The sequence below is a fragment of the Pseudomonas sp. LBUM1663 genome, assembly GCF_059695905.1.
In genome coordinates, this window is the sequence record NZ_CP166792.1 from 738688 (window position 1) to 764039 (window position 25352).

At 61.2% G+C, this 25352-nt stretch carries 24 protein-coding genes and 1 pseudogene; 8 read left to right on the forward strand and 17 right to left on the reverse strand.

From position 1 onward, the window contains the following. Positions 1-8: 8 nt before the first annotated feature. Both ACA075_RS03215 and ACA075_RS03220 read right to left on the reverse strand, forming a co-directional pair. Entirely contained in the window at positions 9-776 is a 768-nt protein-coding gene (locus ACA075_RS03215; protein WP_374039700.1) for a methyl-accepting chemotaxis protein, read from the reverse strand. Between the two features lie 90 nt (positions 777-866). Next, positions 867-1955, reverse strand: a pseudogene (locus ACA075_RS03220) (HAMP domain-containing protein); the annotation flags it as partial. Positions 1956-2400: 445 nt separating this feature from the next. Between ACA075_RS03220 and ACA075_RS03225 the strand changes: the two are divergent. Together ACA075_RS03225 and ACA075_RS03230 are read left to right on the forward strand one after the other, a co-directional pair. Then, a complete protein-coding gene (locus ACA075_RS03225) occupies positions 2401-3294 on the forward strand; it encodes a PA4780 family RIO1-like protein kinase (RefSeq protein WP_010463815.1) in 894 nt (297 codons plus the stop codon). A 139-nt stretch (positions 3295-3433) separates the two neighbouring features. Continuing rightward, on the forward strand, positions 3434-4648 hold the full coding sequence (locus ACA075_RS03230) for an MFS transporter (RefSeq protein WP_497299196.1): 1215 nt from the start codon (positions 3434-3436) through the stop codon (positions 4646-4648). Here ACA075_RS03230 and cueR read toward each other — a convergent pair. The 3 genes from cueR to ACA075_RS03245 all read right to left on the reverse strand — a co-directional run bounded on the left by cueR (position 4602) and on the right by ACA075_RS03245 (position 8052). Next, positions 4602-5015, reverse strand: coding sequence for a Cu(I)-responsive transcriptional regulator (gene cueR / locus ACA075_RS03235; protein WP_219093816.1), 414 nt, complete (start codon positions 5013-5015; stop codon positions 4602-4604). The two genes, ACA075_RS03230 and cueR, sit on opposite strands and share 47 nt — an antisense overlap. Next, positions 5012-7405, reverse strand: coding sequence for a heavy metal translocating P-type ATPase (locus ACA075_RS03240; protein WP_497297262.1), 2394 nt, complete (start codon positions 7403-7405; stop codon positions 5012-5014). The genes cueR and ACA075_RS03240 overlap by 4 nt, the downstream gene beginning before the upstream one ends. 263 nt (positions 7406-7668) lie before the next feature. After that, positions 7669-8052: a hypothetical protein gene (locus ACA075_RS03245; protein ID WP_497297263.1), complete on the reverse strand. Its 384-nt coding sequence runs from the start codon at positions 8050-8052 to the stop codon at positions 7669-7671. A gap of 147 nt (positions 8053-8199) precedes the next feature. Between ACA075_RS03245 and ACA075_RS03250 the strand changes: the two genes are divergently transcribed. Both ACA075_RS03250 and ACA075_RS03255 read left to right on the forward strand, forming a co-directional pair. Beyond that, positions 8200-8397: a heavy-metal-associated domain-containing protein gene (locus tag ACA075_RS03250; RefSeq protein WP_497297264.1), complete on the forward strand. Its 198-nt coding sequence runs from the start codon at positions 8200-8202 to the stop codon at positions 8395-8397. Positions 8398-8615: 218 nt separating this feature from the next. Further along, positions 8616-9812, forward strand: coding sequence for a multidrug effflux MFS transporter (locus ACA075_RS03255; RefSeq protein WP_219093820.1), 1197 nt, complete (start codon positions 8616-8618; stop codon positions 9810-9812). Positions 9813-9820: 8 nt separating this feature from the next. Here the strand turns inward: ACA075_RS03255 and ACA075_RS03260 are convergent, their stop codons facing one another. The 3 genes from ACA075_RS03260 to ACA075_RS03270 all read right to left on the reverse strand — a co-directional run bounded on the left by ACA075_RS03260 (position 9821) and on the right by ACA075_RS03270 (position 11465). Then, a complete protein-coding gene (locus ACA075_RS03260; protein ID WP_165557415.1) occupies positions 9821-9991 on the reverse strand; it encodes a hypothetical protein in 171 nt (56 codons plus the stop codon). A 134-nt stretch (positions 9992-10125) separates the two neighbouring features. Then, on the reverse strand, positions 10126-11139 hold the full coding sequence (locus tag ACA075_RS03265; protein ID WP_497297265.1) for a zinc-binding alcohol dehydrogenase family protein: 1014 nt from the start codon (positions 11137-11139) through the stop codon (positions 10126-10128). Positions 11140-11171: 32 nt separating this feature from the next. Beyond that, the gene (locus ACA075_RS03270; protein WP_497297266.1) at positions 11172-11465 is read right to left on the reverse strand and encodes a putative quinol monooxygenase; all 294 of its coding nucleotides are present in this window, start codon (positions 11463-11465) and stop codon (positions 11172-11174) included. A 118-nt stretch (positions 11466-11583) separates the two neighbouring features. Between ACA075_RS03270 and vimR the strand changes: the two genes are divergently transcribed. After that, positions 11584-12513, forward strand: a complete 930-nt coding sequence (gene vimR / locus ACA075_RS03275) for a transcription regulator VimR (RefSeq protein WP_461979140.1) — start codon at positions 11584-11586, stop codon at positions 12511-12513. A gap of 296 nt (positions 12514-12809) precedes the next feature. Next, entirely contained in the window at positions 12810-13544 is a 735-nt protein-coding gene (locus tag ACA075_RS03280; RefSeq protein WP_497297267.1) for an ArsR/SmtB family transcription factor, read from the forward strand. 207 nt (positions 13545-13751) lie between these two features. Here ACA075_RS03280 and ACA075_RS03285 read toward each other — a convergent pair whose 3' ends face one another. From ACA075_RS03285 to ACA075_RS03295, 3 genes are all read right to left on the reverse strand, one after another. Continuing rightward, complete coding sequence (locus ACA075_RS03285; RefSeq protein ID WP_497297268.1) at positions 13752-14705, reverse strand: adenosine deaminase; 954 nt, start codon at positions 14703-14705, stop codon at positions 13752-13754. Positions 14706-14787: 82 nt separating this feature from the next. Beyond that, positions 14788-15753 carry an isopenicillin N synthase family dioxygenase gene (locus ACA075_RS03290; protein ID WP_497297269.1) on the reverse strand — a complete coding sequence of 322 codons (966 nt, stop codon included), beginning with the start codon at positions 15751-15753 and terminating at the stop codon, positions 14788-14790. A gap of 143 nt (positions 15754-15896) precedes the next feature. Continuing rightward, positions 15897-16979 (reverse strand): BMP family ABC transporter substrate-binding protein, encoded by a 1083-nt coding sequence (locus ACA075_RS03295; protein ID WP_497297270.1) that lies wholly within the window; start codon positions 16977-16979, stop codon positions 15897-15899. A 298-nt stretch (positions 16980-17277) separates the two neighbouring features. Between ACA075_RS03295 and ACA075_RS03300 the strand changes: the two genes are divergently transcribed. After that, the gene (locus tag ACA075_RS03300; protein WP_497297271.1) at positions 17278-18366 is read left to right on the forward strand and encodes a calcium:cation antiporter; all 1089 of its coding nucleotides are present in this window, start codon (positions 17278-17280) and stop codon (positions 18364-18366) included. Between the two features lie 120 nt (positions 18367-18486). Here ACA075_RS03300 and ACA075_RS03305 read toward each other — a convergent pair whose 3' ends face one another. The 3 genes from ACA075_RS03305 to ACA075_RS03315 all read right to left on the reverse strand — a co-directional run bounded on the left by ACA075_RS03305 (position 18487) and on the right by ACA075_RS03315 (position 21175). Continuing rightward, the gene (locus tag ACA075_RS03305; RefSeq protein ID WP_497297272.1) at positions 18487-19845 is read right to left on the reverse strand and encodes an 8-oxoguanine deaminase; all 1359 of its coding nucleotides are present in this window, start codon (positions 19843-19845) and stop codon (positions 18487-18489) included. 267 nt (positions 19846-20112) lie between these two features. Continuing rightward, on the reverse strand, positions 20113-20799 hold the full coding sequence (locus ACA075_RS03310; RefSeq protein ID WP_497297274.1) for an SDR family oxidoreductase: 687 nt from the start codon (positions 20797-20799) through the stop codon (positions 20113-20115). A gap of 25 nt (positions 20800-20824) precedes the next feature. Next, positions 20825-21175, reverse strand: a complete 351-nt coding sequence (locus ACA075_RS03315; RefSeq protein WP_077750226.1) for a MerR family transcriptional regulator — start codon at positions 21173-21175, stop codon at positions 20825-20827. An 83-nt stretch (positions 21176-21258) separates the two neighbouring features. On the opposite strand from ACA075_RS03315, the gene ACA075_RS03320 reads away from it, so the two are divergent. After that, a complete protein-coding gene (locus tag ACA075_RS03320; protein ID WP_497297275.1) occupies positions 21259-21693 on the forward strand; it encodes a hypothetical protein in 435 nt (144 codons plus the stop codon). 44 nt (positions 21694-21737) lie between these two features. Here ACA075_RS03320 and ACA075_RS03325 read toward each other — a convergent pair whose 3' ends face one another. Genes ACA075_RS03325 through ACA075_RS03335 form a run of 3 tightly spaced genes read right to left on the reverse strand, consistent with a single transcriptional unit; the run spans position 21738 to position 25347 of the window. Beyond that, on the reverse strand, positions 21738-22664 hold the full coding sequence (locus tag ACA075_RS03325) for an ABC transporter permease (RefSeq protein ID WP_497297276.1): 927 nt from the start codon (positions 22662-22664) through the stop codon (positions 21738-21740). Further along, the gene (locus ACA075_RS03330; protein ID WP_497297277.1) at positions 22664-23770 is read right to left on the reverse strand and encodes an ABC transporter permease; all 1107 of its coding nucleotides are present in this window, start codon (positions 23768-23770) and stop codon (positions 22664-22666) included. Before ACA075_RS03330 ends, ACA075_RS03325 begins: the two co-directional genes overlap by 1 nt. 11 nt (positions 23771-23781) lie before the next feature. Further along, entirely contained in the window at positions 23782-25347 is a 1566-nt protein-coding gene (locus tag ACA075_RS03335) for an ABC transporter ATP-binding protein (protein ID WP_497297278.1), read from the reverse strand. Positions 25348-25352 lie beyond the last annotated feature (5 nt).

A 25352-nucleotide genomic window follows, 5' to 3' on the forward strand; every position in this document is an offset into this window, starting at 1 on the left:
CAGCGACCTCAGGTCCTGAAGCGGCGAACCAGTCCATCCAGCTCATTCGACAACCCGGCCAGGCTCTGCGAATCCAGCCGCGCCGAGTTCGCCAGTTCCGCCACCAGTTGCGCATCGCCATGGATCTGGCTGATGTGCCGGTTGATGTCCTCGGCCACGTGATGCTGTTCTTCCGCCGCCGTGGCGATTTGCGTGTTCATGTCGCGAATCACATCCACCGACTCACGAATCAGCCCGAAACTGCTGCGCGCTTCACCGATGCGGGTCACCGATTGTTGCGACACTTCCAGGCTTGCATGCATCTGTTGAGTCACTTGGCTGGTGCGTTTGGCCAGGTTGCCCAGCAAGCCATCGATTTCCGCCGTGGAATCCGCCGTGCGTTTGGCCAGTGCCCGGACTTCATCCGCCACCACCGCAAACCCACGACCTTGCTCACCGGCCCTGGCCGCTTCAATGGCGGCGTTCAGTGCCAGCAGGTTGGTCTGTTCGGCAATCGAGCGAATGGTCCCGAGGATCGACTGGATGTCGTTGCTGTCGCGTTCAAGCTGTTGCATCGACTGCGCCGACTGTTCGATTTCCTGGCTCAAGCGATCAACGCTGGTCACGGCCGCATCAATCTGTTGCTGACCTTGGCGCGCCTGACGCTGGCCACTGTCGGCGGATTCCGCCGCCTGGCTGCACGAGCGCGCGACTTCGTTGGCGGTGGCGACCATTTCGTGGAACGCCGTGGACACCATGTCCACCGCCTCACGCTGGCGCCCGGCGGCTTCAGCCATGTCGCTGGAGACCTGGGTCGAGCTCTTGGAGGTGGCGAGGATCTTGGTCGCAGCGCCGCCGATGCTTTGGATCAGGTTGCGAATCGCCGTCAGGAACTGGTTGAACCAGTTGGCCAGTTGCGCGGTTTCGTCGCTGCCACGGATTTCCAGGTTCTTGGTCAGGTCGCCTTCACCTTGGGCGATGCCTTCAAGGCCGCTGGCCACGCTGCGGATCGGCCGCACGATGACACTGGCGAAACTGGCGCCGAGGACGGCGAAGACCACCGCCAGAACGGCGGCGATGATTGCGATCAGCCAAGTCAGTTGAGTCGCGGAGCTCATCACATCGTTTTGCTTGATCAGGCCGATAAAGGTCCAGCCCAGTTGCTCCGACGGCCAGACGTTGGCCATGTAGCGTTCGCCGTTCAACTCGACTTCCACCAGGCCTTTGCCGGCCTTGCCCAGTTGTGCGTAACCCTCGCCGAGGCTGCTCAAGGCCTTGAAGTTGTGTTCCGGTTGCTTCGGATCGACCAGCACGGTGCCGGTGTTCTCCAGCAACATCAGATAGCCGGTTTCACCCAGCTTGATCTGTTTGACGATTTCGGTGAGCTGCTTGAGCGTCACGTCGATACTGACCACGCCGCCGTTGGTGCCCAATTTGTTGTCGATGGTGCGCACCGTGCTGACGTAGGTCGCATCGTCCTGAGCCCAGTAGTAGGCCTCGGTGCGGAATGGCTTGCCCGGCTTGGCCTGGGCCGCTTTGTACCAGGGGCGCTGGCGCGGGTCGTAATTGTTCAGCTTGGCATCGTCCGGCCAGGACACGTAACCGCCGGCCGCGGTGCCAAGGATGGCATAGGCATAGGACGGATGGCTGTTACCCAGGTCCTGCAGGAGGCTGAAGACCTTTTTGTCCATCTCGCCCTGGGGAATGCTCTCGGCGTTGGCGCTCATGTAGGTCTTGAGGCTGTCGTCGGAGTTCTTGATCAGCGGTTGTCTGGCCAGGTAGTCGACGTTCTGGCTGATGCCGTCGAAAAACAATTGCATGGCGTTGCTGACCTGACGAATTTCACGACCACTGCCGTCGACGAAATTCTCCTTGGCGTCACTGCGCAAGTTCAGCACCACGAGGGTGGCGACCAGCACCACGGGCAGGCAGGCGATGATTGCAAACGCCCAGGTCAACTTCTGTTTGATGTTCATCCGCGCTCCAGATTTTTCTTGTAGGCCCACGCAGTGCAGATGACTCGCGGAACATTGGCAGCCGTAAACGTATTTGATCAACCCGGATCCCTGAGCGCGCGATCGTTTTTGTTGTCGGAACGATTGTCGGACAAATCACTCTGTCACTGAGGACTTCGGCTGAATTAAGGGGAAATTGAGGCTGGGTGAGAAATATCCTACGAAGGGTGTGAATTCAGGTGTCAGCTTCTGTCGCAAATGCCTTCACACCCCTTAGCCACAAAGTGGCGCTGGCTCAGCTATGATCTCGGGCGGCCGATGACGACCGAAAGGGGGGCCGATTTATCCGGCACATTGTGTGCATCACGATGTTCATAGGTCGGCAACCCCTCCCCCGAACGAGTGGATTGCCGTATAACGAATGACTTTCGCGTGTTTGGTAATAAAGGACCCACAATAAAAGCTGATGAAGACTCCAAAACGCATTGAACCCCTGATCGAGGACGGTCTGGTCGACGAGGTGCTGCGCCCACTCATGAGTGGTAAAGAAGCAGCTGTTTATGTGGTGCGCTGCGGTAACGAGCTACGTTGCGCGAAGGTCTACAAGGAGGCGAATAAACGCAGTTTCCGTCAGGCGGCCGAATATCAGGAAGGTCGCAAGGTGCGCAACAGCCGCCAGGCTCGAGCGATGGCCAAAGGCTCGAAATTCGGCAAGAAAGAAACCGAAGACGCCTGGCAGAACGCCGAAGTGGCGGCTTTGTTCCGTCTGGCCGGTGCGGGTGTCCGGGTGCCTAAGCCTTACGACTTCCTTGAAGGCGTGCTGCTGATGGAACTGGTGGCCGACGAGTACGGCGATGCCGCGCCGCGTCTGAACGACGTGGTGCTGGAGCCGGACCAGGCGCGCGAATATCACGCGTTCCTGATTTCGCAGATCGTGCTGATGCTGTGTACCGGTCTGGTGCACGGTGACCTGTCGGAGTTCAATGTGCTGTTGACCCCGACGGGCCCGGTGATCATCGACTTGCCGCAAGCGGTAGACGCGGCGGGCAACAACCACGCGTTCAGCATGCTGGAGCGGGACGTGGGCAACATGGCGTCTTACTTCGGCCGGTTTGCGCCAGAGTTGAAAAAGACCAAATACGCCAAGGAAATGTGGGCGCTGTACGAAGCCGGCACCTTGCACCCTGCCAGTGTGTTGACGGGCGAGTTCGACGAGCCGGAAGAATTGGCCGACGTCGGCGGTGTCATACGCGAAATCGAGGCGGCACGCCTGGATGAAGAGCGTAAACAGGCGGTGCGCGCGGCAGATGACGCGCCACCGGGCAAAACCGAAGAACCGCCTCCGCCGTGGATGCAGTGATCGGTTGACGAAAAACCCGGCTTCGGCCGGGTTTTTTGTAGAAGCCTTTTTTGGAACCGCATCGCCTGCATCGCCCGCGAAGGCGTCAGACCAGACAATCCACAACGACCATGCTCCCCACACTCAAGGACTGAATGTGATCACCTCCACCCGCAACGCCCAATTGATCATCGCGGCCCGCCTGGTCTCGGACTTCGGCGCTTTTCTCAACATGGTCGCCCTGGCCACTTACGTCTACTTGCTCAGCAACAGCGCCATGAGCGTCGGCATTTTCCTCGCCAGCCGCGTGGGCGGAGGGGTTTTCGCCAGCCTGATCGGCACTTCGTTCTATCGTCGCTGGGCCGGGCGCATTCCACTGATTGCCTTTGATTTGCTGCGCGCAGGGCTGTTGGGCCTGTTGCTGGTGCTGCCGGTCGCCCAGCAAGCGCTGCTTCTACCGTTGATCGCGTTCGGCCTGGGGTTTGGCAACTCTATGTTCGCCATCGGCCTCAACAGCCAGTTGCCGCACTTGATCGAAGGCGAGCACTTGCTCAAGACCAACGCCTGGATCACCTCGGCGTCGTCGGCGGCCATGGTCGGCGGGAGCCTGGTGGCAGGACTGTTGGTGGCGGCCTTCGGCTTTGAAACGGTGTTTGCATTGAACGTGGTCACTTATCTGCTGGCCGCTTTGTTCATCCTGCCGTTGCGGTTTTCGAGACCGGCGTCCGGTACCGAGCCAATCGCGCCTCGTGGTGAATGGCACGCCTTGCGCCAAGGCCTGCGCAGTACACCCGTGGTGGCCGCGATGCTCGCCGTCACCATGGCCGACACCTTGGGCAGCGCTGCACACAACGTCGGCTTTCCGATCATTTCCCGGCTACTGACGCCCGAATCGGCCAGCACCACGCTGGGCCTGATGCTGGCCGTCTGGGCGTGCGGAAAGCTGATCGGCGCGCGAATCGCCAGTCGCCTGAAAGGGTCGGACAATGCACACCTGGAGCGGCGATTTTTCTTCGGGGTATTGCTGATGTCCTGCGGCTTCATCCTGATGTTCCAGCAGCAGACCCTATACGGTTTGCTGTGGTTCTCGTTACCGGCCGGACTGGGCGACGGCTTCTCCGAGGTCGGCCTGATGTCGCGACTGCAACGTGAACCGGACAGCCTGCGCCTGCCGATCTTCAGCTTGCTGACACTGCTGCAGATGACCGGGTTCGGCATCGGCATGTTGATCGCCGCGCCGTTCTATTCGTGGTGGACGCCGGGGGCCGTGGTGCTACTGTTCCACGGCATTCCCCTGACCACGTTGCTGGTGGTGAAGGTGCTCGCGATCAGGGGCGAACGGGTGGCGCGCAGCAGCCCGACTCCAGGTTCTTGAGGATCGGGCAGTCGGGGCGATGGTCGCCCTGGCAGTGTTCGACCAGGTCCTGCAAAGTGTCGCGCAATTGACCCAGCTCGCGGATCTTCTGGTTCAGCTCGTCGATGTGCTGGCGGGCCAGGGCCTTCACGTCGGCGCTGGCCCGCTGGCGGTCCTGCCAGAGGGTCAGCAGCTTTCCCACTTCTTCCAGTGAAAACCCCAGGTCCCGGGAGCGTTTGATGAACGCCAGCGTGTGCAGGTCATCGTCGCCATAAACGCGGTAGCCACTGTCGGTTCGATGGGCAGCCTTGAGCAAGCCGATGGACTCGTAATAACGAATCATCTTCGCGCTCAGGCCGCTGTGCCGGGCTGCTTGGCCGATGTTCATCGATTGTCCTCCAGATCCTTGGGTTTCCAGGTTTTCAACAGTAACGCATTGCTCACCACGCTGACGCTGGACAGCGCCATCGCCGCGCCGGCCAGCACCGGGTTGAGGAAGCCGAACGCTGCCAGTGGAATGCCGATCAGGTTATAGACGAACGCCCAGAATAGGTTTTGCCGGATCTTTGCGTAGGTTTTGCGGCTGATTTCCAGCGCGGCGGGCACCAGCCGTGGATCGCCGCGCATCAGGGTAATGCCGGCCGCGTGCATGGCCACGTCGGTGCCACCGCCCATGGCGATGCCGATGTCGGCGGCCGCCAGGGCCGGGGCGTCGTTGATGCCGTCGCCGACCATCGCCACCACGCCGGTTTTTTTCAGTTCGGCGACGGTGGCGGCTTTGTCTGCCGGCAAGACTTCGGCGTGCACATCCGTAATGCCCAGCGCTTCGGCAACCACTTTGGCGCTGCCGCGGTTGTCGCCGGTCAGCAAGTGGCTGCTGATGTGGCGTGCGCTGAGCTGTTGCACCGCGTGCAGCGCGCCGGGTTTGAGCGTGTCACCGAACGCGAACAGGCCCAGTACCCTTAGCTCGGGGCTTTGTTCGATCAACCAAGAGAGGGTGCGGCCTTCGGTTTCCCACGCGGTTGCGGAGTCGGCCAATGGCCCGGCGTCCAAACCGCTTTCTTCAAGCAGCCTGCGATTGCCCAGGGCCAAACGGCGGCTGTCGAGCGTGCCGGCGATGCCGCGACCGGTCAGCGACTGGCTGTCGCTGACGTCGGCCACGGTCAAACCGCGTTCGGCGCAGGCGTCCAGAACCGCCTTGGCCAGCGGGTGCTCACTGCCGCGTTGCAGGGCGCCGGCCATTTGCAGCAGGGCGGCTTCGTCACCGTTGATGGCACTCAGATGAGCGATGCGCGGCGCACCTGAGGTCAGCGTGCCGGTCTTGTCGAACACCACGGCGCTGACTTCATGAGCACGCTCGAGGGCTTCGGCGTCCTTGATCAGAATCCCGTAGCGGGCTGCGACGCCGGTACCGGCCATGATCGCGGTCGGCGTGGCCAGCCCGAGTGCGCAAGGGCAAGCGATCACCAACACGGCGACGGCGTTGATCAACGCGGTTTCGATCGGCGCGCCGTACAACCACCAGCCGATCAAGGTTGCCAATGCAATCAGCAGCACGGTCGGCACAAACACCTGACTGACTTTATCCACCAGCTTCTGAATCGGCGCTTTGGCGGCCTGAGCGTCTTCGACCAGGCGAATGATCCGCGCCAGCACGGTTTCTGCCCCCAGCGCTTGAGTGCGAACCAGCAACCGGCCTTCGCCATTGATGGCGCCGCCAGTGACCTTGTCACCGGGTTGCTTGGGCACCGGCAGGCTTTCGCCGCTGATCAGCGCTTCGTCGGCGTGGCTCTGGCCTTCGACCACTTCACCGTCCACCGGGAAGCGTTCGCCGGGTTTGACCATGACCAGGTCATTGAGGCGCAAGGCGCTGATGGCGACGTCCTGCTCGCGGCCGTCGATCACCTGAATGGCGCGTTCCGGGCGCAAGGCTTCAAGGGCGCGGATGGCGCTGGCGGTCTGGCGCTTGGCGCGGCTTTCGAGGTATTTGCCCAACAACACCAAGGCAATCACCACCGCCGAGGCTTCGAAATACAAATGCGGCATGCGCCCGGCCGTGGTGGCCCATTCGTAAAGACTCAAGCCATAACCCGCGCTGGTGCCTAGGGCGACCAGCAAATCCATGTTGCCGGCACCGGCGCGCACGGCTTTCCAGGCGGCCACGTAAAAACGTGCACCGAAAATGAACTGCACTGGCGTGGCCAGCGCGAATTGCGCCCAGGTCGGGAGCATCCAGTGCACGCCAAACGGTTGCAGGAGCATTGGCAACACCAGCGGCAAGGCGAGGGCGATTGCCATGATCAACGCCCAGCGCTCACGGTGCAGGCGCTGTTGTTGCTGATCGGTTTGCGGGTGTTCGACTTCCCAGACGCTGGCGCTATAACCGGCCTTGGTGACCGCAGCGATCAAGGCTTGCGAATCGATGTGTCCGAGCAGTTCCAGGTGAGCCCGTTCGTTCGCCAGGTTGACGCTGACGCTTTTCACCCCGGGCACTTTGGCCAGCGCCCGTTCGACGCGGCCGACGCAGGAGGCGCAGGTCATGCCGTCGATGCTCAATTCCAGGCTTTGTTGCGGCACGCTGTAACCGGCCTGCTGCACCGCGGCCATCAAGGCCGGCAGGCTATCGCTGGGCGCCTGGACCCGCGCCTGCTCGGTGGCGAGGTTGACGCTGACGGCAGAAGCGCCGATGACTTTGCTCAAGGCACGCTCGACACGCCCCGCGCAACTGGCGCAGGTCATGCCGGCAATCGGCAGATCGAACGTAGTGGATTCGGACATCGGTCGCGCTCCCTGTAGAAGATGCCTACAGGATCAACCTTGCCATGCTGGCAAGGTCAAGCGCCAGTCTTCAAATCGCCGTAGACCCCTTGTGGGAACGAGCCTTGTGGCGAGGGGATTTATCCCCGTTGGGTGGCGAAGCCGCCCCAATACCTGCAACCTCGGCGTATCAGTTACACCGAGTGCACTGGTTTACGACTGCTTCGCAGTCGAACGGGGATAAATCCCCTCACCACAAGGTCTCGCTCCCACAGGGAATTGTTTCAGTATCCGAGGGCGGTGGGCTTGAGGTACATCCCTTCCTGCGTCATCGCAATCCGGAACTTCAACACGTCCCCGGCCTTGAGCGTGATGTTCTGCGAGCCCGGTGCGAGCATGCCCGGGTTGCAACCCGGTGCCTGGCCCGGCAACAGTTTGAGTCGCAGGGACACATTGCCCGGTGGCAGGTTGAACGAGGTGCTTTGTTCCTGGAACAGCCGCGCCGACAGTTGGTCCTGGATGTAGACGCCGATCTCGCAGGAGGTCGCGACTTCGAGGCGCTCGCGGGAAATGATCAGTACGCCATAGTCCTCCCCGGCGGCTTGAACCGAAGGTGTCGCGGCAAATAGGCTGAGGAAGCCAAACAGGCTGAGAGCTGACCAGCGCATGGCTGAATCTCCTGAAGTCGAGTCATTGATGCACGCAGCTTGGCCGAGCGCGACGCCGATTGCCAGCCCGGCAGATTTCGGCAGAACTTGACCTTGCCATGGTGGCAAGCTCGAGACTGCTCGCAACCTCATAAAAGGAGCCACACCATGCAAGTGTTCAACGTTCCAGGCATGTCCTGCGGTCACTGCGTCAAAGCCATTACCCAGGCGCTGTTAGCCAAGGATCCTGCGGCCAGCGTGCGGGTCGACCTGGCGGCAAAGGAAGTCGGCGTTGAAAGCGCGCTTACGACCGATCAAGTGATTGCCGCGATCACTGAAGAAGGCTACGAAGCGAAAGTCGTCTAAAGCACACCACAAATCCCTGTGGGAGCGAGCTTGCTCGCGATGACGGAGTGTCAGTCGATATCAATGGTGAATGACACACCGCTATCGCGAGCAAGCTCGCTCCCACAGGTTTTGCATTTTTTCGGGGGGTTTAATAGTTAGCGAGCTATCGGAATGTTCAAGGCGCCCATGCGCGGCTAGACTGTCGGGCTGCCGACCCATGCCCAACTGGATGCCTGATGAACTTCCGTACCATTTTGATTCTTGGCGCCCTGAGCGCTTTCGGCCCGCTGGCGATCGATTTCTATCTGCCGGCGTTCCCGGCGATGGCACTCGCGTTCGGCACCGATGAGAAACATGTCCAGCTGACGTTGGCCGCGTACTTCCTTGGCCTGTCCCTTGGTCAACTGGCCTACGGACCAGTGGCGGATCGCTTCGGGCGACGGATTCCCTTGTTGACGGGGGTTGGATTGTTCACCGCCGCCTCCTTGGCCTGCGCGTTTGCGCCGAACCTGGAATGGTTGATCGGTGCGCGATTCATTCAGGCCCTCGGTGGTTGCGCCGGAATGGTGATCGCCCGTGCGGTGGTCAGTGACAAGTGCGATGCGGTGGGTTCCGCGAAAGTCTTTTCGCAGCTGATGCTGGTGATGGGCCTGGCACCGATTCTCGCGCCCATGCTGGGCGGACTGCTGGTCAACACCACGGGCTGGCAGTCGATCTTCCTGGTGCTGACCGGTTTCAGTGCGCTGGCAGGGTTGGCCGTAGCGATCGGTTTGCCGGAAAGCCTGCCGGCCCACGTACCGCGTCAACCGTTGTCGGGGGCGTTACGTCAGTACGGTCGGCTGTTGTCGGATCCGGTCTACCTCGGTCATGCGTTGACGGGCGGTATCGCCATTGCCGGTATGTTTGCCTACATCGCCGGTTCGCCGTTCGTCTTCATCAAACTCTACGGGGTCCCGGCTGAGCATTTCGGCTGGCTCTTCGGGACCAACGCGGCGGGTTTCATTCTGGTGGCGCAGGTCAATGCGCGACTGCTGGCCAAGCGTGGCCCGGCATTTCTGCTGGTGCGTACCGTGTGGATTTACCTGGGGGCGGGCCTGACGCTGCTCGCCGTCAGTGCGCTGCACACCGAACAGTTATGGCCGCTGCTGATTCCGCTGTTTATCTGCATCGCCAGCCTCGGTTGCATCCTCCCCAACGCCTCGGCCTGCGCCATGAACGGGCAGGGCGCCCGCGCCGGCAGTGCGTCGGCGATGCTCGGGTGCCTGCAATTCAGCGTCGCCGCCGGAGCGGCAGCGTTGGTCGGTGTTTTACACGATGGCAGCGCCGTGCCGATGGCCATGGTCATCAGCCTGTGCGGGATTCTGGTGGTGAGCGCGGCGATGCTCACCCGGCGTTTGCAAAATGCCCGGGCATTGGCGCAAGCCCAGGTCTGAGGACGGACTCAGCCAGCGGCGCGCTGCTGGCGGTCAGGGAATTGATGGGGCGCGAGCAATCGCGCTTCAAGGGTCTTGGTGAAGGCAAGCGCTTCAGCTTCGCTGCGGAACGTTACAGCGTGTTGGTCCAGACGGACCTGCCACTGGGATTTAGCCACTTCTTTTATCAGGATCTTCATTGCTGACCTCCTTATGTAAAAGATTGCATCGCAGAGGTTTCGATTGTAGACCTGAATACGATCGCAATTGTGACAAGGGTCAACTCTCGGACTGACGGTGTCGCCCAAATGGGCAACACCTGTATCAGTCTGTTTCAGAACCCTTCGAGCACAATCTTGCCCTTGGACTTGCCGCTTTCCAGCAGCTCATGGGCGCGACGCAGATTGGCAGCGTTGATAGTCCCGAAGTGCTCGCCGACCGTGGTTTTCAGCGTCCCGGCGTCGATCAGCCCGGCCACGCGGTTGAGCAAGTTGTGCTGCTCGATCATGTCCGCCGTTTCGAACAACGAGCGGGTGTACATGAACTCCCAGTGCAGTGACAGGCTCTTGCGCTTGAGTTTGGTCACGTCCAGCGCTTTCGGATCATCGATCAGCGCCAGTTTGCCTTGTGGCGCCAATGCCTCGACCAGTTGATCCAGATGCTGATCGGTCTGGGTCAGGCTGGCGACGTGGGTCACATGGTCTACGCCTGCGCGCTTGAGTTCTTCACTCAACGGCTGGCTGTGATCGATCACCAGATCGGCGCCCAGTTCGCGTACCCAGCTCTGGGTTTGCGCACGGGAAGCGGTGCCGATGACCTTCAGCCCAGTGAGTTGGCTGGCCAGTTGCGTGAGGATCGACCCCACACCGCCTGCCGCGCCGACGATCAGCAGGCTCTGGCCTTCATCGGTTTGACCTTCGCGCACTTGCAGGCGTTCGAAGAGCAATTCCCAGGCGGTGATGGCGGTCAGCGGCAGCGCGGCGGCTTCGGCGAAACCGAGGGTTTTCGGCATATGGCCGACGATGCGCTCGTCCACCACGTGCAATTCGCTATTGCCCCCCGCACGGGCGATGGAGCCTGCGTAAAACACCTTGTCGCCCGCCTTGAACAGCGTGACTTCACTGCCGACAGACTTGACCACACCGGCCACGTCCCAACCCAGCACTTTCGCCGCGCCATCTTCAGGCTGGACGTTCTGGCGGACCTTGGTGTCGACCGGGTTCACCGAGATGGCTTTGACTTCCACCAACAGGTCACGCGGACCGGCAACCGGTTCTGGCAGTTCGATGTCTTGCAGGGAATGGGCGTCGCTGATCGGCAACGAGGTGTAGTAGGCGATGGCTTTCATGTGGGGCTCCTGAACAGTAATAGATGAAGGGATCAAGCCACGGTGCGCAGGCGCTTGAGGTCGAAGTGCTCGAGAAAGTCGCCGGCCTTGGCGCGGAAGTTCTGGACATGGGGGCTGGCGTCATGGGCTTGCAGGGCTTCGTCGCTGCTCCAGTGTTCAATCATGTAGAACGCCAGTGGATTGGCCAGGTCCTGATGCAAATCGTATTGGCCGCAACCGGCCTCGGCGCGGGTCGGTTCCACCAGCGCACGCAGGTGTTGTTCGAGGGCGTCTTGCTGGCCGGGTTTGGCAATGAGGGTGGCGATGGCGGTGAAAGGCTGGGACATGGTCGGCTCCGCAAACGGATTGATTTCGATGGGACAGATGATTGGCTATTTCTCTGCAAGATAAAACCCGCTAAAAGAGCAGTCTCTTTCAATATTTTTTTGATAATCGAGGCTGAAAATGCTGCGTTTCGATGACTTGCAGTTATTCGTCCGGGCTGCGGACCTGGGGAGTCTGTCGGCGGCGGCGCGGGTGATGGACATGTCGGCGGCAGTGGCCAGTGCGGCATTGAAGCGCATCGAACAGCAACTCGGCGCGCGTTTGCTGGCGCGCTCCACCCGCAGTTTGCGTCTGACCGCCGAAGGCGAGGGCTTTCTGGAATATGCTCGGGCCGCCCTGAGCAATCTCGATGAAGGTCGTCGCTTGCTGGCCAGCGGTCAGGATCAGGTCAGCGGGATTCTGCAGTTGTCGGCACCGTCGGACTTTGGCCGCAACCTGTTGCTGCCATGGCTCGACGAGTTCCAGCGCGAGCATCCCAAACTGACCGTGCGCCTGTTGCTGGGCGACCGCATCGCCGACCTGTTCCGCCAACCGGTGGACATTGCCCTGCGTTACGGCGAGCCGGAAGACTCAAGCCTGGTGGCACTGCCCATCGCGGCGCAGAACCGCCGAGTGCTCTGCGCCGCGCCGAGTTATCTGGCCAGGCACGGCGAGCCGCGGCATCTGGAACAACTGGCGCAGCACAATTGTTTGTTGTTCATGCTCGGTAGCCGGGTCCATGACCACTGGAGTTTCCACGACGGCAAACGCGAAGTCGGGCTGACCGTCAGCGGTGATCGCTTCAGTGACGACGCCGATGTCGTGCGGCTGTGGGCAGTGGCGGGGGCCGGTATTGCTTACAAGTCTTGGCTCGATGTCGCTGCCGATGTGCTCGCTGGCCGATTGAAAGTGCTGATGCCGGAGCTGCTGTGTGAGCGCGCACCGCTGAATTTGCTGTGCGCCCATCGCGCACAATTGAGTAAGCCGGTGAACCTTTTGCGGGAAATGCTTGCCAGCCGATGCGCTCATTTAGGCAGTCAATTTCCGACGATATCGGGCATCGATCATTAGTCGCAGGCAAATAGCGAAATTTCTGTCAGGAACTATCACCACCCACGCTTTCCCAAGGGCAGGAACCGGCGGTTAACCCGCTTATACTAGCGCCCGCCTCATGTACGCACCGTCGATCCGCGATGGCGATGGCCTCACGGTCAATCATCCGACCTTCGCCACACCTGCGAAGCAATGGCATGGGTGAGTAGGGGCTTTGCCCGGCTTATGGCGGTTTCCGCGTCTTGGCCGACGACACATTACTGGTCAAGATGTCTCTGAGCAGCAGACGAAACGATTCAACAGGGAGTGAATACATGGAACATGCACCTTGCATCAGCCAGATCGCCACATTGCTGGCTGACCCCAAGCGCAGCGCAATGATGTGGGCCTTGATGGATGGCTCGGCGCGGCAGACCGAAGAGCTGGCGCTTTTGGCCGGCCTGTCACCGTCTTCGGCCAGTGCACACCTGGGGCGTTTGTCCGCCGGAGGTCTGTTGAAAGTCGAAATCCGTGGGCGCAAACGCTTTTTCCGCCTGGCCGCGCCTGAAGTGGGTGCGGCAATCGAAGCACTGGCCAGCGCGACGCTGGCCAGCACCCCGCAGCCCGTCCCGGACGTTTTCAAACGCACCAGCCCCATCGCCAAACCTCAGGCGGCGCCTTCGTCGTTGTTGCGGGCCCGACTGTGCGACGACCATTTGGGAGGCACCCTGGCCGCCGATCTTTACCAGCGGTTGCTGGATGCCGGCTGGATCGAGCAGTTCGAACAGCGCGTCATGATCACCCACAAGGGGTCCACACAACTGGCCTCGCGCGGGGTGTACATCCAGGCCCTGGCCCATCGCAACAGCAAAGTCGCCTGCGCGTGTCCCGACTGGAGCGAAAGACGCCCGCACATGGGCGGTTCGTTGGGCGCTGCGTTGTTGCAGCTGTTCATGCAGTCCGGCTGGCTGAGCCTGCCCAACGATTCGCGCGCCTTGCAGATCACAGCCACGGGGCAGCGGGAGATCCATCGGTTCGCCAAGGAAACCGAGCTGGAAATGGCGCTTTAGAGCCGTTTGATTGACTAAATCGCTAGCCGGCTGAACACAGAAGCTGTGGGAGTGAGCCTGTGGTGAGGGGGCTTGCCCCCGTTGGGCTGCGAAGCGGCCCCAGAACCAGCAAACGCGGTGTACCGGAGACACGGCGCACCATGGTTTTACGACTGCTGCGCAGCCGAACGGGGGCAAACCCCCTCGCCACAAAGGGTTATGCGGTGATTATGGTTTGACCAATCTGGCATCCAGGCTGTTTTGCGCCAAACGCCTGGCCTGATCCTGGGTCATGCCCAGGTCGGTGTACAGCGCATGGAAGTTCTCGGTCACATACCCGCCAAAGTACGCCGGGTCATCCGAGTTCACGGTCACTTTCACGCCACGCTCAAGCATGTCGAGAATGTTGTGCTGGGACATGTGGTCGAACACCCGGAGCTTGGTGTTGGACAGCGGGCACACGGTCAGCGGGATCTGCTCGTCGATGATCCGCTGCATCAAGCGCTCGTCTTCGATGGCGCGCACGCCATGGTCGATACGCTGGATTTTCAGCAGGTCAATGGCTTCCCAGATGTACTCGGGCGGGCCTTCTTCACCGGCGTGGGCGACGGTCAGGAAGCCTTCGTGACGGGCGCGATCAAACACGCGCTGGAACTTGCTCGGCGGGTGACCCATTTCCGAACTGTCCAGGCCCACGGCCACAAACGCTTCGCGAAACGGCAGTGCCTGGTCGAGGGTTTTTTGCGCTTCGTCTTCACTCAGGTGACGCAGGAAGCTCAGGATCAAACCGCTGGTGATGCCCAGTTGCTGCTCGCCATCCTTGAGCGCCGCCGCGATGCCGTTGAGCACCACTTCGAACGGAACGCCACGGTCGGTGTGGGTCTGCGGGTCGAAAAACGGTTCGGTGTGGATCACGTTCTGCGCCTTGCAACGCAACAGGTAGGCCCAGGTCAGGTCGTAGAAATCCTGCGAGGTGCGCAACACGTCGGCGCCCTGGTAATACAGGTCGAGAAACTCTTGCAGGTTGTTGAAGGCATACGCCTTGCGCAGGGTTTCGACATCGCTCCACGGCAGGGCGATCTTGTTGCGTTCGGCCAGGGCGAACAGCAACTCAGGCTCCAGCGAACCCTCAAGGTGCAGGTGCAGTTCTGCCTTGGGCAGGGCGTTCAGCCAGTCGTACATAGTCTTTTCTCATCAGGTGCAGATGGCGAGCATTCTACAGATGCCCGCAGAAACAATTAGCAAAACCTGACCAGCCGGTTCATCACACAGCGGCCTGCTCCCGTCGATAGGCATAGGTCTCGGCGAAGCGCGAGAGCAGGAATTCGGCGCAGGTGGTGGCCGGGTACTTCGCCGGGCGCCCTTCGTCCTGGCAACCGGGCAGGCATTCAATGGGCGTATCGGGGTGCGGTTCGGCGAAGAACGGCATCGAATAACGATCGACACCCAGGGGGCTGATCACCCGGTGCGGCGTCGACAGGTAACGGTCGTTGCTCCAGCGCGCCATCATGTCGCCGAGGTTGACCACGAACGTGCCTTCGATCGGCGGCGCGTCGATCCATTCGCCGTTGACGTTGCGCACTTGCAGGCCACCGGCGGCGTCCTGGTACAGCAAAGTGATGCAGCCGTAATCGGTATGTGCGCCCGCGCCTTGCTGCTCCTCGGAGCTGGCGGTATGGCGCGGCGGATAATGGATCATCCGCAGCACGCTGACCGGCTCATTGAAGCGCGTGTCGAAGAAATCGCGCTCGATGTTCAGCGCCAGGGTCATGGCACGCAGCAGCGTTTGGGCGAGTGCCTGCATGTCGACGTAGTGTTGCTCCATCAAGGCTTCCCAACCGGGCATCGAGGGATGACGATTGGGGCCGCGCAGGGGTTTCTCCGCCAGCACTTGCGGGTGATCGGCAGGCAGGTGCAGGCCCATGTCGAAGGTTTCTTTCAGGTCGCTGGGTTTGCTCGGGTCCAGTTGCTCGGTGGCGATCGCGCCGTAGCCGCGATGGTGGCGGGTCTGGGTGATGTCGATCTTGAGCTTTTCGGCGGTGGGCAAGGCGAAGAAGCGTTGGGCATGGTCGAGCACCGCGTGGATGCGTGACGCGGAGATCGGGTGCCCCTTGATGTAGAAAAAGCCCCACTCGCGGCAGGCGCGGTCGATTTGAGTCGCGACGGATTGCCAGGCGGTTTGGTCGGCGCTGTAGAGCGGGGCGATGTCGATGATCGGAAGTTGGTTCATGCGCAGTCCTTAAGAACGCTGAAAATCCATTGTGGGAGCGAGCTTGCTCGCGAAGGGGCCAGCACATTCAACATCTCTGTTGACTGACCCACCGCCTTCGCGAGCAAGCCCGCTCCCACAGGGATTTGTGTTTGGCTCGGGAATTACTTGGGAATGTCGGCCTTCATGCCTTCAACGTAGTAGTTCATCGACGCCAGTTCCGCATTGCTCGCCGTCGCGCCCGCCGGGATTTTATCGGTGCCGGCCTGATCCTTGATCGGCCCGGTGAACGGGTGGAAGGCGCCGCTCTTGATGTCCGCAATGATCTGCTCGGCCTCGGTTTTCACCGCAGCGGGTACCAGGTCACTGATCGGCAGCTCAACCGTGCCTTCCTTCAACCCGCCCCAGTAATCCTGCGATTTCCAGGTGTGGTCGAGCACGCTTTGGGTCGCTTGAATGTAATGCGGGCCCCAGTCGTTGACGATAGACGTCAGCACCGCTTTCGGCCCGAAGTGCGCCATGTCCGAAGCGTAGCCCACGGCATACACGCCGCGACGTTCGGCCGCCTGAATCGGTGCCGGGCTGTCGGTGTGCTGGAATACCACGTCGACGCCCTGGTCGATCAGCGCGTTGGCGGCGTCGGCCTCCTTGCCCGGATCGAACCAGGAGTTGACCCACACCACTTTGATCTCGGTGCCGGGGTTGTACTTGTTCAGGGCCAGTTGAATGGCGTTGATGTCGCGGATCACTTCCGGGATCGGGAAGGACGCGACGTAACCGATCTTCTTGGTCTTGGTCATCTTCGCCGCGAGGAACCCGCCAACGTAGCGACCTTCATACGTGCGCGCCAGGTAGGTGCCGAGGTTCTTGTCCTGCTTGTAGCCGGTGGCGTGTTCGAAGGTCACCTTGGGAAACTGCTTGGCGACTTTCAGGGTCGGGTTCATGTAGCCGAACGACGTGGTGAAGATCAGGTCGTAGTTGTCCTTGGCCATGTTGCGGATCACCCGTTCGGCATCGGCGCCTTCGGCGACGTTCTCCACATAGTTGGTGGTGATCTGAGTGCCGAACTTCTCGGCCAGCGCCTTGCGTCCCTGTTCATGCTGATACGTCCAGCCGTGGTCACCGATCGGGCCGATATAGACGAAGCCGACTTTCAGCGGGTCGGCGGCACTGGCGGTCAGGCTCGCGCTCAGACCGATAGCCGCGGCAACGGCGCAAAGCAGCTTCTTCAACGGGCGTTTGTGCATGAATTCGAACTCCATGTTGTGGTGAGGTTGGCAGAGGCAATGCAAATTGCTGACCAACAGGACAACAAACGATTCGAAACCGTGTAATGGCCTTCGCGGGCAAGCCTCGCTCCTACAAGAGCGGCACCAACCCGTAGGAGCGAGGCTTGCCCGCGAAGAGGCCTGCGATGCCAATAAAGTGCACGTGCCAAACCGGCTGCCATCCACTGGTGCGCTAAGGTGTAACGAAACGTTAGCGCCGCCCCGCAGTCAGTAGCTCATCACTCTGTTTGCTCAACTCGGCAAAAAAAGGCCCGCCATGCTCACACTCCTCAAGCAAGAAAAGTTTCTGCTGCTGGCCGTGATTGCCGCGCTCGCCGCTTATCCACTGGAACACTGGATGCTGCACCGCGGCCAACCCATCGCGCTGACCGCTGGCCTGGTGTTGATCGCCTTCATCGTCGCCGCCTCCATGCGCGTCGCCCATCACGCCGAACTGCTCGCCGAAAAAGTCGGCGACCCTTACGGCACGATGATCCTGACCCTGGCCGCCGTGCTGGTGGAAGTGGTGATCCTGGCGATCATGATGAGCAACGAAGCCTCGCCGACACTGGTGCGTGACACGATTTATTCGGCGGTGATGCTCGACATCAACGGCATCCTTGGCCTGGCTGCGTTGATGGGCGGGATCAAGCACGGCGAACAGTCGTACAACGACGACTCGGCCCGCAGTTACAGCGTGATGATCCTCACCGCCGTGGGCGTGTCCATGGTGGTGCCGGAGTTCATCCCCGAGGCCAACTGGAAGATTTATTCGGCGTTCACCATCGGCGCGATGATCGTGCTCTACACCCTGTTCCTGCGTATGCAGGTCGGGCCGCACAGTTATTTCTTCAGCTACAGCTACCCGGAAAAACGCCGCAGGAAAGTCCCGGAAGAGGAACCTGAACCAGTCAATCTGGCGCTGAGTATCGGCACGTTGGTGTTCGGCGTTGTGGTGATCGGCGCCTTGGCCGAAGTGATGTCCAAGACCCTCGACCTGGGCCTGGAAGGCACGGGTGCTCCTCCGGTGATTACGGCGATTCTGGTGGCGGGTATTTCTGCGGCGCCGGAGATTCTGACGGCATTGCGCGCGGCCTTGGCCAACCGCATGCAATCGGTGGTCAACATCGCCATGGGCGCGTCACTGTCGACGGTGATCCTGACCGTGCCGGTGATGGAAGCGATGGCGCTCTACACCGGTCAGCCGTTCCAGATGGCGATGACCCCGGTGCAGACGGTGATGATCTTCCTCACCCTGATCGTCAGTGCGATCAACCTCAACGACGGCGAAACCAATGCCATCGAAGGCATGACGCATTTTGTGCTGTTTGCGACGTTCATCATGTTGTCGCTGTTGGGCCTTTAAACACACCAAAAATCCTTGTGGGAGCGGGCTTGCCCGCGAAGAGGCCATCACATCCAACACATGTGTTGGATGACAAATAGCCATCGCGGGCAAGCCCGCTCCCACAGGGTTAGTGGTCTGTCAGGAACCGGCGATCAGCTGTCGAGCCGCCTGGCTGTGATCGGCAATCAAGCCTTTAAGATCCAGCCCCTCAACCTGCCCGTCAATCACCCGCCACTTACCGCCAATCATCACCCGGTCCGCGCGATCCGCACCACACAACAGCAACGCCGACACCGGATCATGACTGCCGGAGAACCGCAGCTCATCGAGCTTGAACAACGCCAGATCCGCCTGCTTGCCCACCGCCAGTTCACCGATGTCGGTACGCCCGAGCAAACTGGCCGAGCCCTTGGTCGCCCAACCCAACACCAGTTCCGGGGTGATCTTCTCCGCGCCATAACGCAGCCGCTGAATGTAAAGCGCCTGACGTGTTTCGAGCATCATGTTCGAGGCATCGTTGGACGCTGATCCATCCACCCCCAGACCCAGCAACGCGCCAGCAGCGGTCAGGTCCAGGGTCGGGCAAATGCCGGAGGCCAGGCGCATGTTCGAACTCGGGCAATGGCAAATCCCGGTGCTGGCGGCGCCGAGGCGGGCGATTTCGTCCGGGTTGAAGTGGATGCCGTGGGCCAGCCATGTACGCGGGCCGAGCCAGCCGACGCTGTCCAGATAATCCACTGTGCGCAAGCCGAAGCGTTGCAGGCAGAAGTCTTCTTCGTCGAGGGTTTCGGCCAGGTGCGTGTGCAGGCGCACGTCGAGTTTGTTCGCCAATTCGGCGCTGGCGGACATGATTTCCGGCGTCACCGAGAACGGCGAACAAGGTGCCAAAGCGATCTGGATTTGCGCACCATCGCCACGCTCGTGGTACTCGGCGATCAAGCGCTGGCTGTCCGCGAGGATCACTTCGCCTTCCTGGACGGTCTGCTGCGGTGGCAGGCCGCCGTCCTTTTCACCCAGGCTCATGGAGCCGCGCGTCAACATGGCGCGCATGCCCAGTTCGCGGACGCTTTCGACTTGCACGTCGATCGCGTTTTCCAGGCCTTCCGGGAACAGGTAGTGGTGATCGGCGGCGGTGGTGCAGCCGGACAGCAGCAACTCAGCCAACGCAACTTTTGTGGCGAGGGCAAGTTTTTCAGGGGTGAGGCGTGCCCAGACCGGGTAGAGGGTTTTCAGCCACGGGAACAACGGCTGATTGACCACCGGCGCCCAGGCACGGGTCAGGGTTTGATAGAAGTGGTGATGGGTGTTGATCAGGCCCGGCAGGATCACATGCTCGCGGGCATCGAAGACGTGTCCACAGGGCGCGGACGGTTGCTGGCCAGCGGCGAGCACTTCGACGATCACGCCGTCTTGCACAACCAGACCGCCACGGGCATCGAGGTCATTGGCAGTGAAAATGGCGAGGGGATTTTTTAACCAGGTACGGGTCGCAGGCATGTTGGCCGGCTCCTCTGAAAGTGGGGTTCAGGTTAGCCAGCTCAGTGATTACCCTGTCTGCTGATCCAGGGTCGCCGCAAGGGACGAGGTGCGGAGTTTCAAACAAAACCGCCTGGCCGGCAAGCCCGGCCCGACAGAACAACCCCGATCCCTGTGGGAGCTGGCTTGCCTGCGATAGCATCGCCTCGGTATCACCGACAGCCCGAGGTGCCTGCATCGCGGGCAAGTCGAATCGTCGCACCGCCGCTCCCACAGGTTTTGTGTTTGTTACCAGGGAATGGTTTCGCCTCTGTAATTCACGAAGTGATGTCCGCCCTTGCCAACGTAAGCATTCACCTGATCGACCAATCCACGCGTACTGGTTTCCACGTCGATATCGGCGCCTTCACCGCCCATGTCGGTCTTCACCCAACCCGGATGCAACGACAGCACGGTGAGTTTCTGCTCGCCCAATTGCGTGACGAAGCTGTTGGTCATGGAATTCAGCGCCGCTTTACTGGCCTTGTACAGCGCCAGCTCCGGCGCGTCCGGCATGGTTACGCTGCCCAGCACCGAACTCATGAACGCCAACACGCCGGTCTCCGGGCGAATCTGCCCGGCAAAACGTTGTGCCAGGTTGATCGGCGCCACGGCGTTGGTGAAGAACAATTGGCCGACCTCGGCCAACGTCGCGCCGCCCGGCGTCTGAACCTCCGGCCCCTTGACCCCGGCATTCACGAACAGCAAATCAAACACTTCACCCTTGAGCTGTTGGCTCAGGGCGATGACCGCCTGCTGATCGTCCATGTCGAGCTTCTCGATCCGCACCTTGCCCAACGCTTGCAGCGCCTCGGCGTTCTGCGGGTTGCGCACGGTGGCGGTGACTTGCCAGCCGTCGGCCAACAGGGTTTTCACCAGGCCGAGGCCCAGGCCCCGGGAGGCACCGATGATGAGTGCGGTTTTTGCCTTGGACATGAGTGGCTTCCTTGATAAATGAGGATCATGGACTCAGTGGACAACGCTGACCGAGCCGTTGTTGCAACTCGTGGCGCAATGCACCGAGTTCGTCCATACGGGTTTCAATCAGCTTGAGTTTGTCTTGCAGCAACTGTGTGACGGCGCTGTCGGGATCCGGCGATTGCCATATCGTGGCGACGCTGTTGCCGATCTCGCCGAGGGTAAAGCCCAACCGCTGAGCCGTCTTGATGTACAGCACCAGTTGCACCATGTCTGGCGGATAGTCGCGATAGCCGTTGGCACTGCGTTGTGCGGCGATCAGTCCGCGCTGCTCGTAGAAGCGCAGCGTGTCGCGGCTGACGGCGCTGGCCTGGGCTAATTCACCAATGCGCATCATGACGTCTCGAGAGGGGCTTGACCCTCGAGCATACTCCAGGCTTTAGCCTTGTTGCTCCCTGAATTTATGGAGCAAGGCCGATGTGGACTTCAACGCAATATCGCCGGTTGGTGCGGGGCAGCGCCTGGTATGACTTGATCGTGACGGCGGCGTTTATCACGCCGTGGAGTTTTGCCGCGTTGCAGGGGGTGTTGTTGAGTGTGAGTCAGGCATTCGATTTGCCGGGCGAGTTGCCGTCGTTCGAGCCGATGCACATGTTGATGGCCAATCTGTTGGGGTCGATTGTCTGCGTGTGGGCGGTGCTGCGGATTCGTGATCCGCAGCAGATTTTTGGTCGGTATGACGCGGTGGGGCGGTTTCTGTTTTCGGCTTGGCAGCTTTATGCCTTGCTCCACGGCGCCAGTTCATTGTTGCTGATATTCCTGGTCTTTGAGTTGGCGTGGGGCGTGGTTCAGGTGTTGCCGGTCAGGCAGTCATCGCGAGCAGGCTCGCTCCCACAGGGGAACGCGGTCTAATGTGGGACCGAGCCTGCTCGGGATGAGGCCAGTGCAGGCAACCACTAATGCCCAGCTCGCCACGGCTGCCCCAACGACACCGGCGCATACAACCGTGTGCGCACCGCATCCCGCGACAGCAGCACCAACACCACGATGGTCGCGACATACGGCAACATCGCCAGCAGACTCGACGGAATCGCCAGTCCTAACCCCTGCGCCACCAGGTGCAGGATGCTGGCGAGCCCGAACAGATACGCCCCCAGCAGCAATCGCCACACTCGCCAACTGGCAAACACCACCAGCGCCAAGGCAATCCAGCCACGGCCGGCGCTCATGTTTTCGGCCCACATCGGTGTATAGGCCAGGGACAAATAGGCACCGGCCAAACCGGCCATCGCGCCGCCGAACAGCACCGCCAGCGCACGCACGCCCAACACCGGCAAGCCCATGGCGCTGGCCGCCTCCGGGCTTTCCCCGACGGCCTGAATGATCAGCCCGATTCGGCTTTTCAGAATCACCCACGCCACCAGCGCAAACAACGCGAACGACAGATACACCAGCAAATCCTGGGCAAACAGCATTCGCCCGATCAAAGGTATTTCACTCAGGTAAGGAATCGCCATCGGCTCAAAACCGGCCAGCGGTTTACCGACCCACGCGGCGCCGACAAACGTCGACAGGCCCACGCCGAAAATCGTCAGCGCCAATCCGGTGGCCACCTGATTGGCATTGAACACCAGCGCCACCAGCGCAAACAGCGACGACAACAACATCCCGGCGAGCATCGCCAGCAACACGCCAAGCCACAGGTTGCCGCTGTTCAGGGCGACGATAAAACCGATCACCGCGCCAAACAGCATCATGCCTTCCTGACCCAGATTCAGGACGCCGCTTTTCTCACAGATCAATTCACCCAGCGCAACCAGCAGCAACGGCGTGCCGCAACGGACCATGGCGTAGAAAATATTGCTTAGTAGATCGATATCCATCACAGCGCTCCTGCGTGTACAGCGGTGGCTTGTGCGCGACGAGTCCAGCGCAGGTTCAAACGCGGCCGGTAGAGAATCAGCACGTCACTGGCCAACAGGAAAAACAGCATCATTCCCTGGAACAACTGGGTGATGGCTTGCGGCAGGTTCATGCTCATCTGCGCGCTCTCGCCACCGATGTACAGCAACGCCATCAGCAGGCTGGAAAACAGAATGCCGATGGGGTTGAGCCGCCCGAGAAACGCCACCGTGATCGCGGCATAGCCATACCCCGGCGAGACCTGCGGCACCAGTTGGCCGATCGGCCCGGTGACTTCACACACCCCGGCCAGCCCTGCCAATCCGCCGCTGATCAACAGCGCCAGCCAGATCAGCCGCTTCTCGCGAAACCCGACGAAACCCGCCGCGCGTTTGTCCAGCCCGAGCACTTTGATCTGGAAACCGACAAAGCTTTTCTGCAGCAAAACCCAAACCGCCACTAATGCGAGCAGGGCGAAATACACCCCGGCGTGCACCCGGCCGTCCTCCATCAACAGCGGCAAACGACTGGCATCGCCGAACATCGCCGACTCCGGAAAGTTGAACCCGGCCGGGTCCTTCAGCGGCCCATGCACGCAGAACAGCAGCAGGTTCAGGGCGATGTAATTGAGCATGATGCTGGTGAGGATTTCGTTGGCATTGAAACGCGTGCGCAACCACGCTGTCAGCCCGCCCCACGCGGCACCGGCCAACGTGCCAACAAGCAGGATCAGCACCAGCGCCCAGCGACTTTGCATATCGATGATATTCACCGCCAGTGCACTTCCGGCCAGGGCGCCGAGCAGCAATTGGCCTTCGGCGCCGATGTTCCAAATCCGCGCCTGATACGCCACGGCCAGCCCCAGCGCGCACAGCAGAATCGGCAAGGCTTTGACTAACAGCTCCGAGACGCCGTACAAGTCGCTGACCGGCGCGATCAGCAAGGTGTACAGCGTAAGCAGCGGATCATGGCCCAGCGCAATAAACAGCAGCGAGCCGCAGCCCAATGTCAGGACCGCTGCCAGCAACGGCGAGCACCACAGCATCAGGCGCGATTGCTGGCCACGGGGTTCGAGGGAAAGCAGCATGTGAAACTCCGTTAAACCGATGCGGATGCGAGTGGTTGAGGGGCGTCGAACTGGCCGGCCATCCAGCCGCCGACGTCGATCAGGCGCGTGTCGACCGTGGCCCTGAGCGGCGATAGGCGTCCGCTGCACAAGGCGCCGAGCCGGTCGCTGATCTGGAACAATTCGTCGAGGTCTTCGCTGATCACCAGGATCGCCGCGCCGGCATCGCGCAAGGCAATCAATGCACGGTGAATAGTGGCGGCGGCGCCGACGTCCACGCCCCAGGTCGGGTGCGCGGCCACCAGCAATTTCGGCTGTTGGAGGATCTCGCGGCCGAGGATGAATTTCTGCAAATTGCCGCCGGACAGGCTGCGGGCCGGCGCTTGGGTGTCGGGTGTTTTCACGCCAAAGCGGCGGACGATTTCAGCCGCCAACGCCTCGACCTTGGTGCGCTGAATCAGACCGTTGCTGACCAGACCTTGTTGAAACGCAGTGAGCAGGGCGTTATCGGCGAGGCTCAGTTCGGGTACCGCACCGTGGCCCAGACGCTCGGCGGGAACGAACGCGAGGCCACGGTGGCGTCGAGCATCGGGCCGCAAATCGGCGACCGGCTGCCCACCGAAACGGATCGTCCCGTTGTCGTTTCGACTCAACCGTTCTTCGCCGCTGAGCAGGGCCAGCAATTCATCCTGACCATTGCCTGCAACGCCGGCGATACCGACGATTTCGCCGCTGCGCACTGCGAGGTCAATGTCCGTCAGGGAGCAGCCGAAAGGGTCCGGGTTGTGCCACGACAATCCGCTCACATTCAAAAATACGTCACCGCCGATCACCTTCGGATAATCGGTAATCAGCTCGGCGGCTTCCCCCACCATCAACCTCGCCAATTGCTGATCCGAGCACTCGGCCGGCACGCAATGACCGGCCACCCGACCGCCGCGCAGCACCGTGGCGCTGTGGCATAACGCGCGCACCTCGCCGAGCTTGTGGCTGATAAACAGAATGCTGCAACCTTCGGCCGCGAGCCGGCGCAGTGTGACGAAGAGGTCGTCGGCCTCCTGTGGTGTGAGCACCGAAGTCGGCTCATCGAGAATCAGCAGGCGGATGTCCTGCATCAGGCAACGAACGATTTCCACCCGTTGCCGCTCGCCGATCGACAGGCTGTGGACCAGTCGTTCCGGTTCCAGCGCCATGCCGTAGCGCCGGGAGACTTCACGAATCCTGGGCTCGAGTTGCTTCGGCGTGCCGGCCGCCGCACCCATTGCCAGGGCAATGTTCTGCGCCACGCTGAGTGTTTCGAACAGCGAGAAATGCTGGAACACCATGCCGATCCCCAATGCGCGAGCCTGAGCCGGATTGCGCATGTTCACGCGCTGGCCTTGCCAGATCATTTCCCCGGAATCGGCGTGGGTGACGCCGTAGATGATCTTCATCAACGTACTTTTACCCGCACCGTTTTCGCCGAGCAGGGCGTGGATTTCACCGGGAGCAATGTTCAGGTCGATGGCGTCGTTGGCCAGGCAGCCGGGGTAACGTTTGCAGATTCTGCGCAGTTGCAGGCGAGGCGTTTGATCGGGGATCGGCACGGGGTTGGGCATGACAG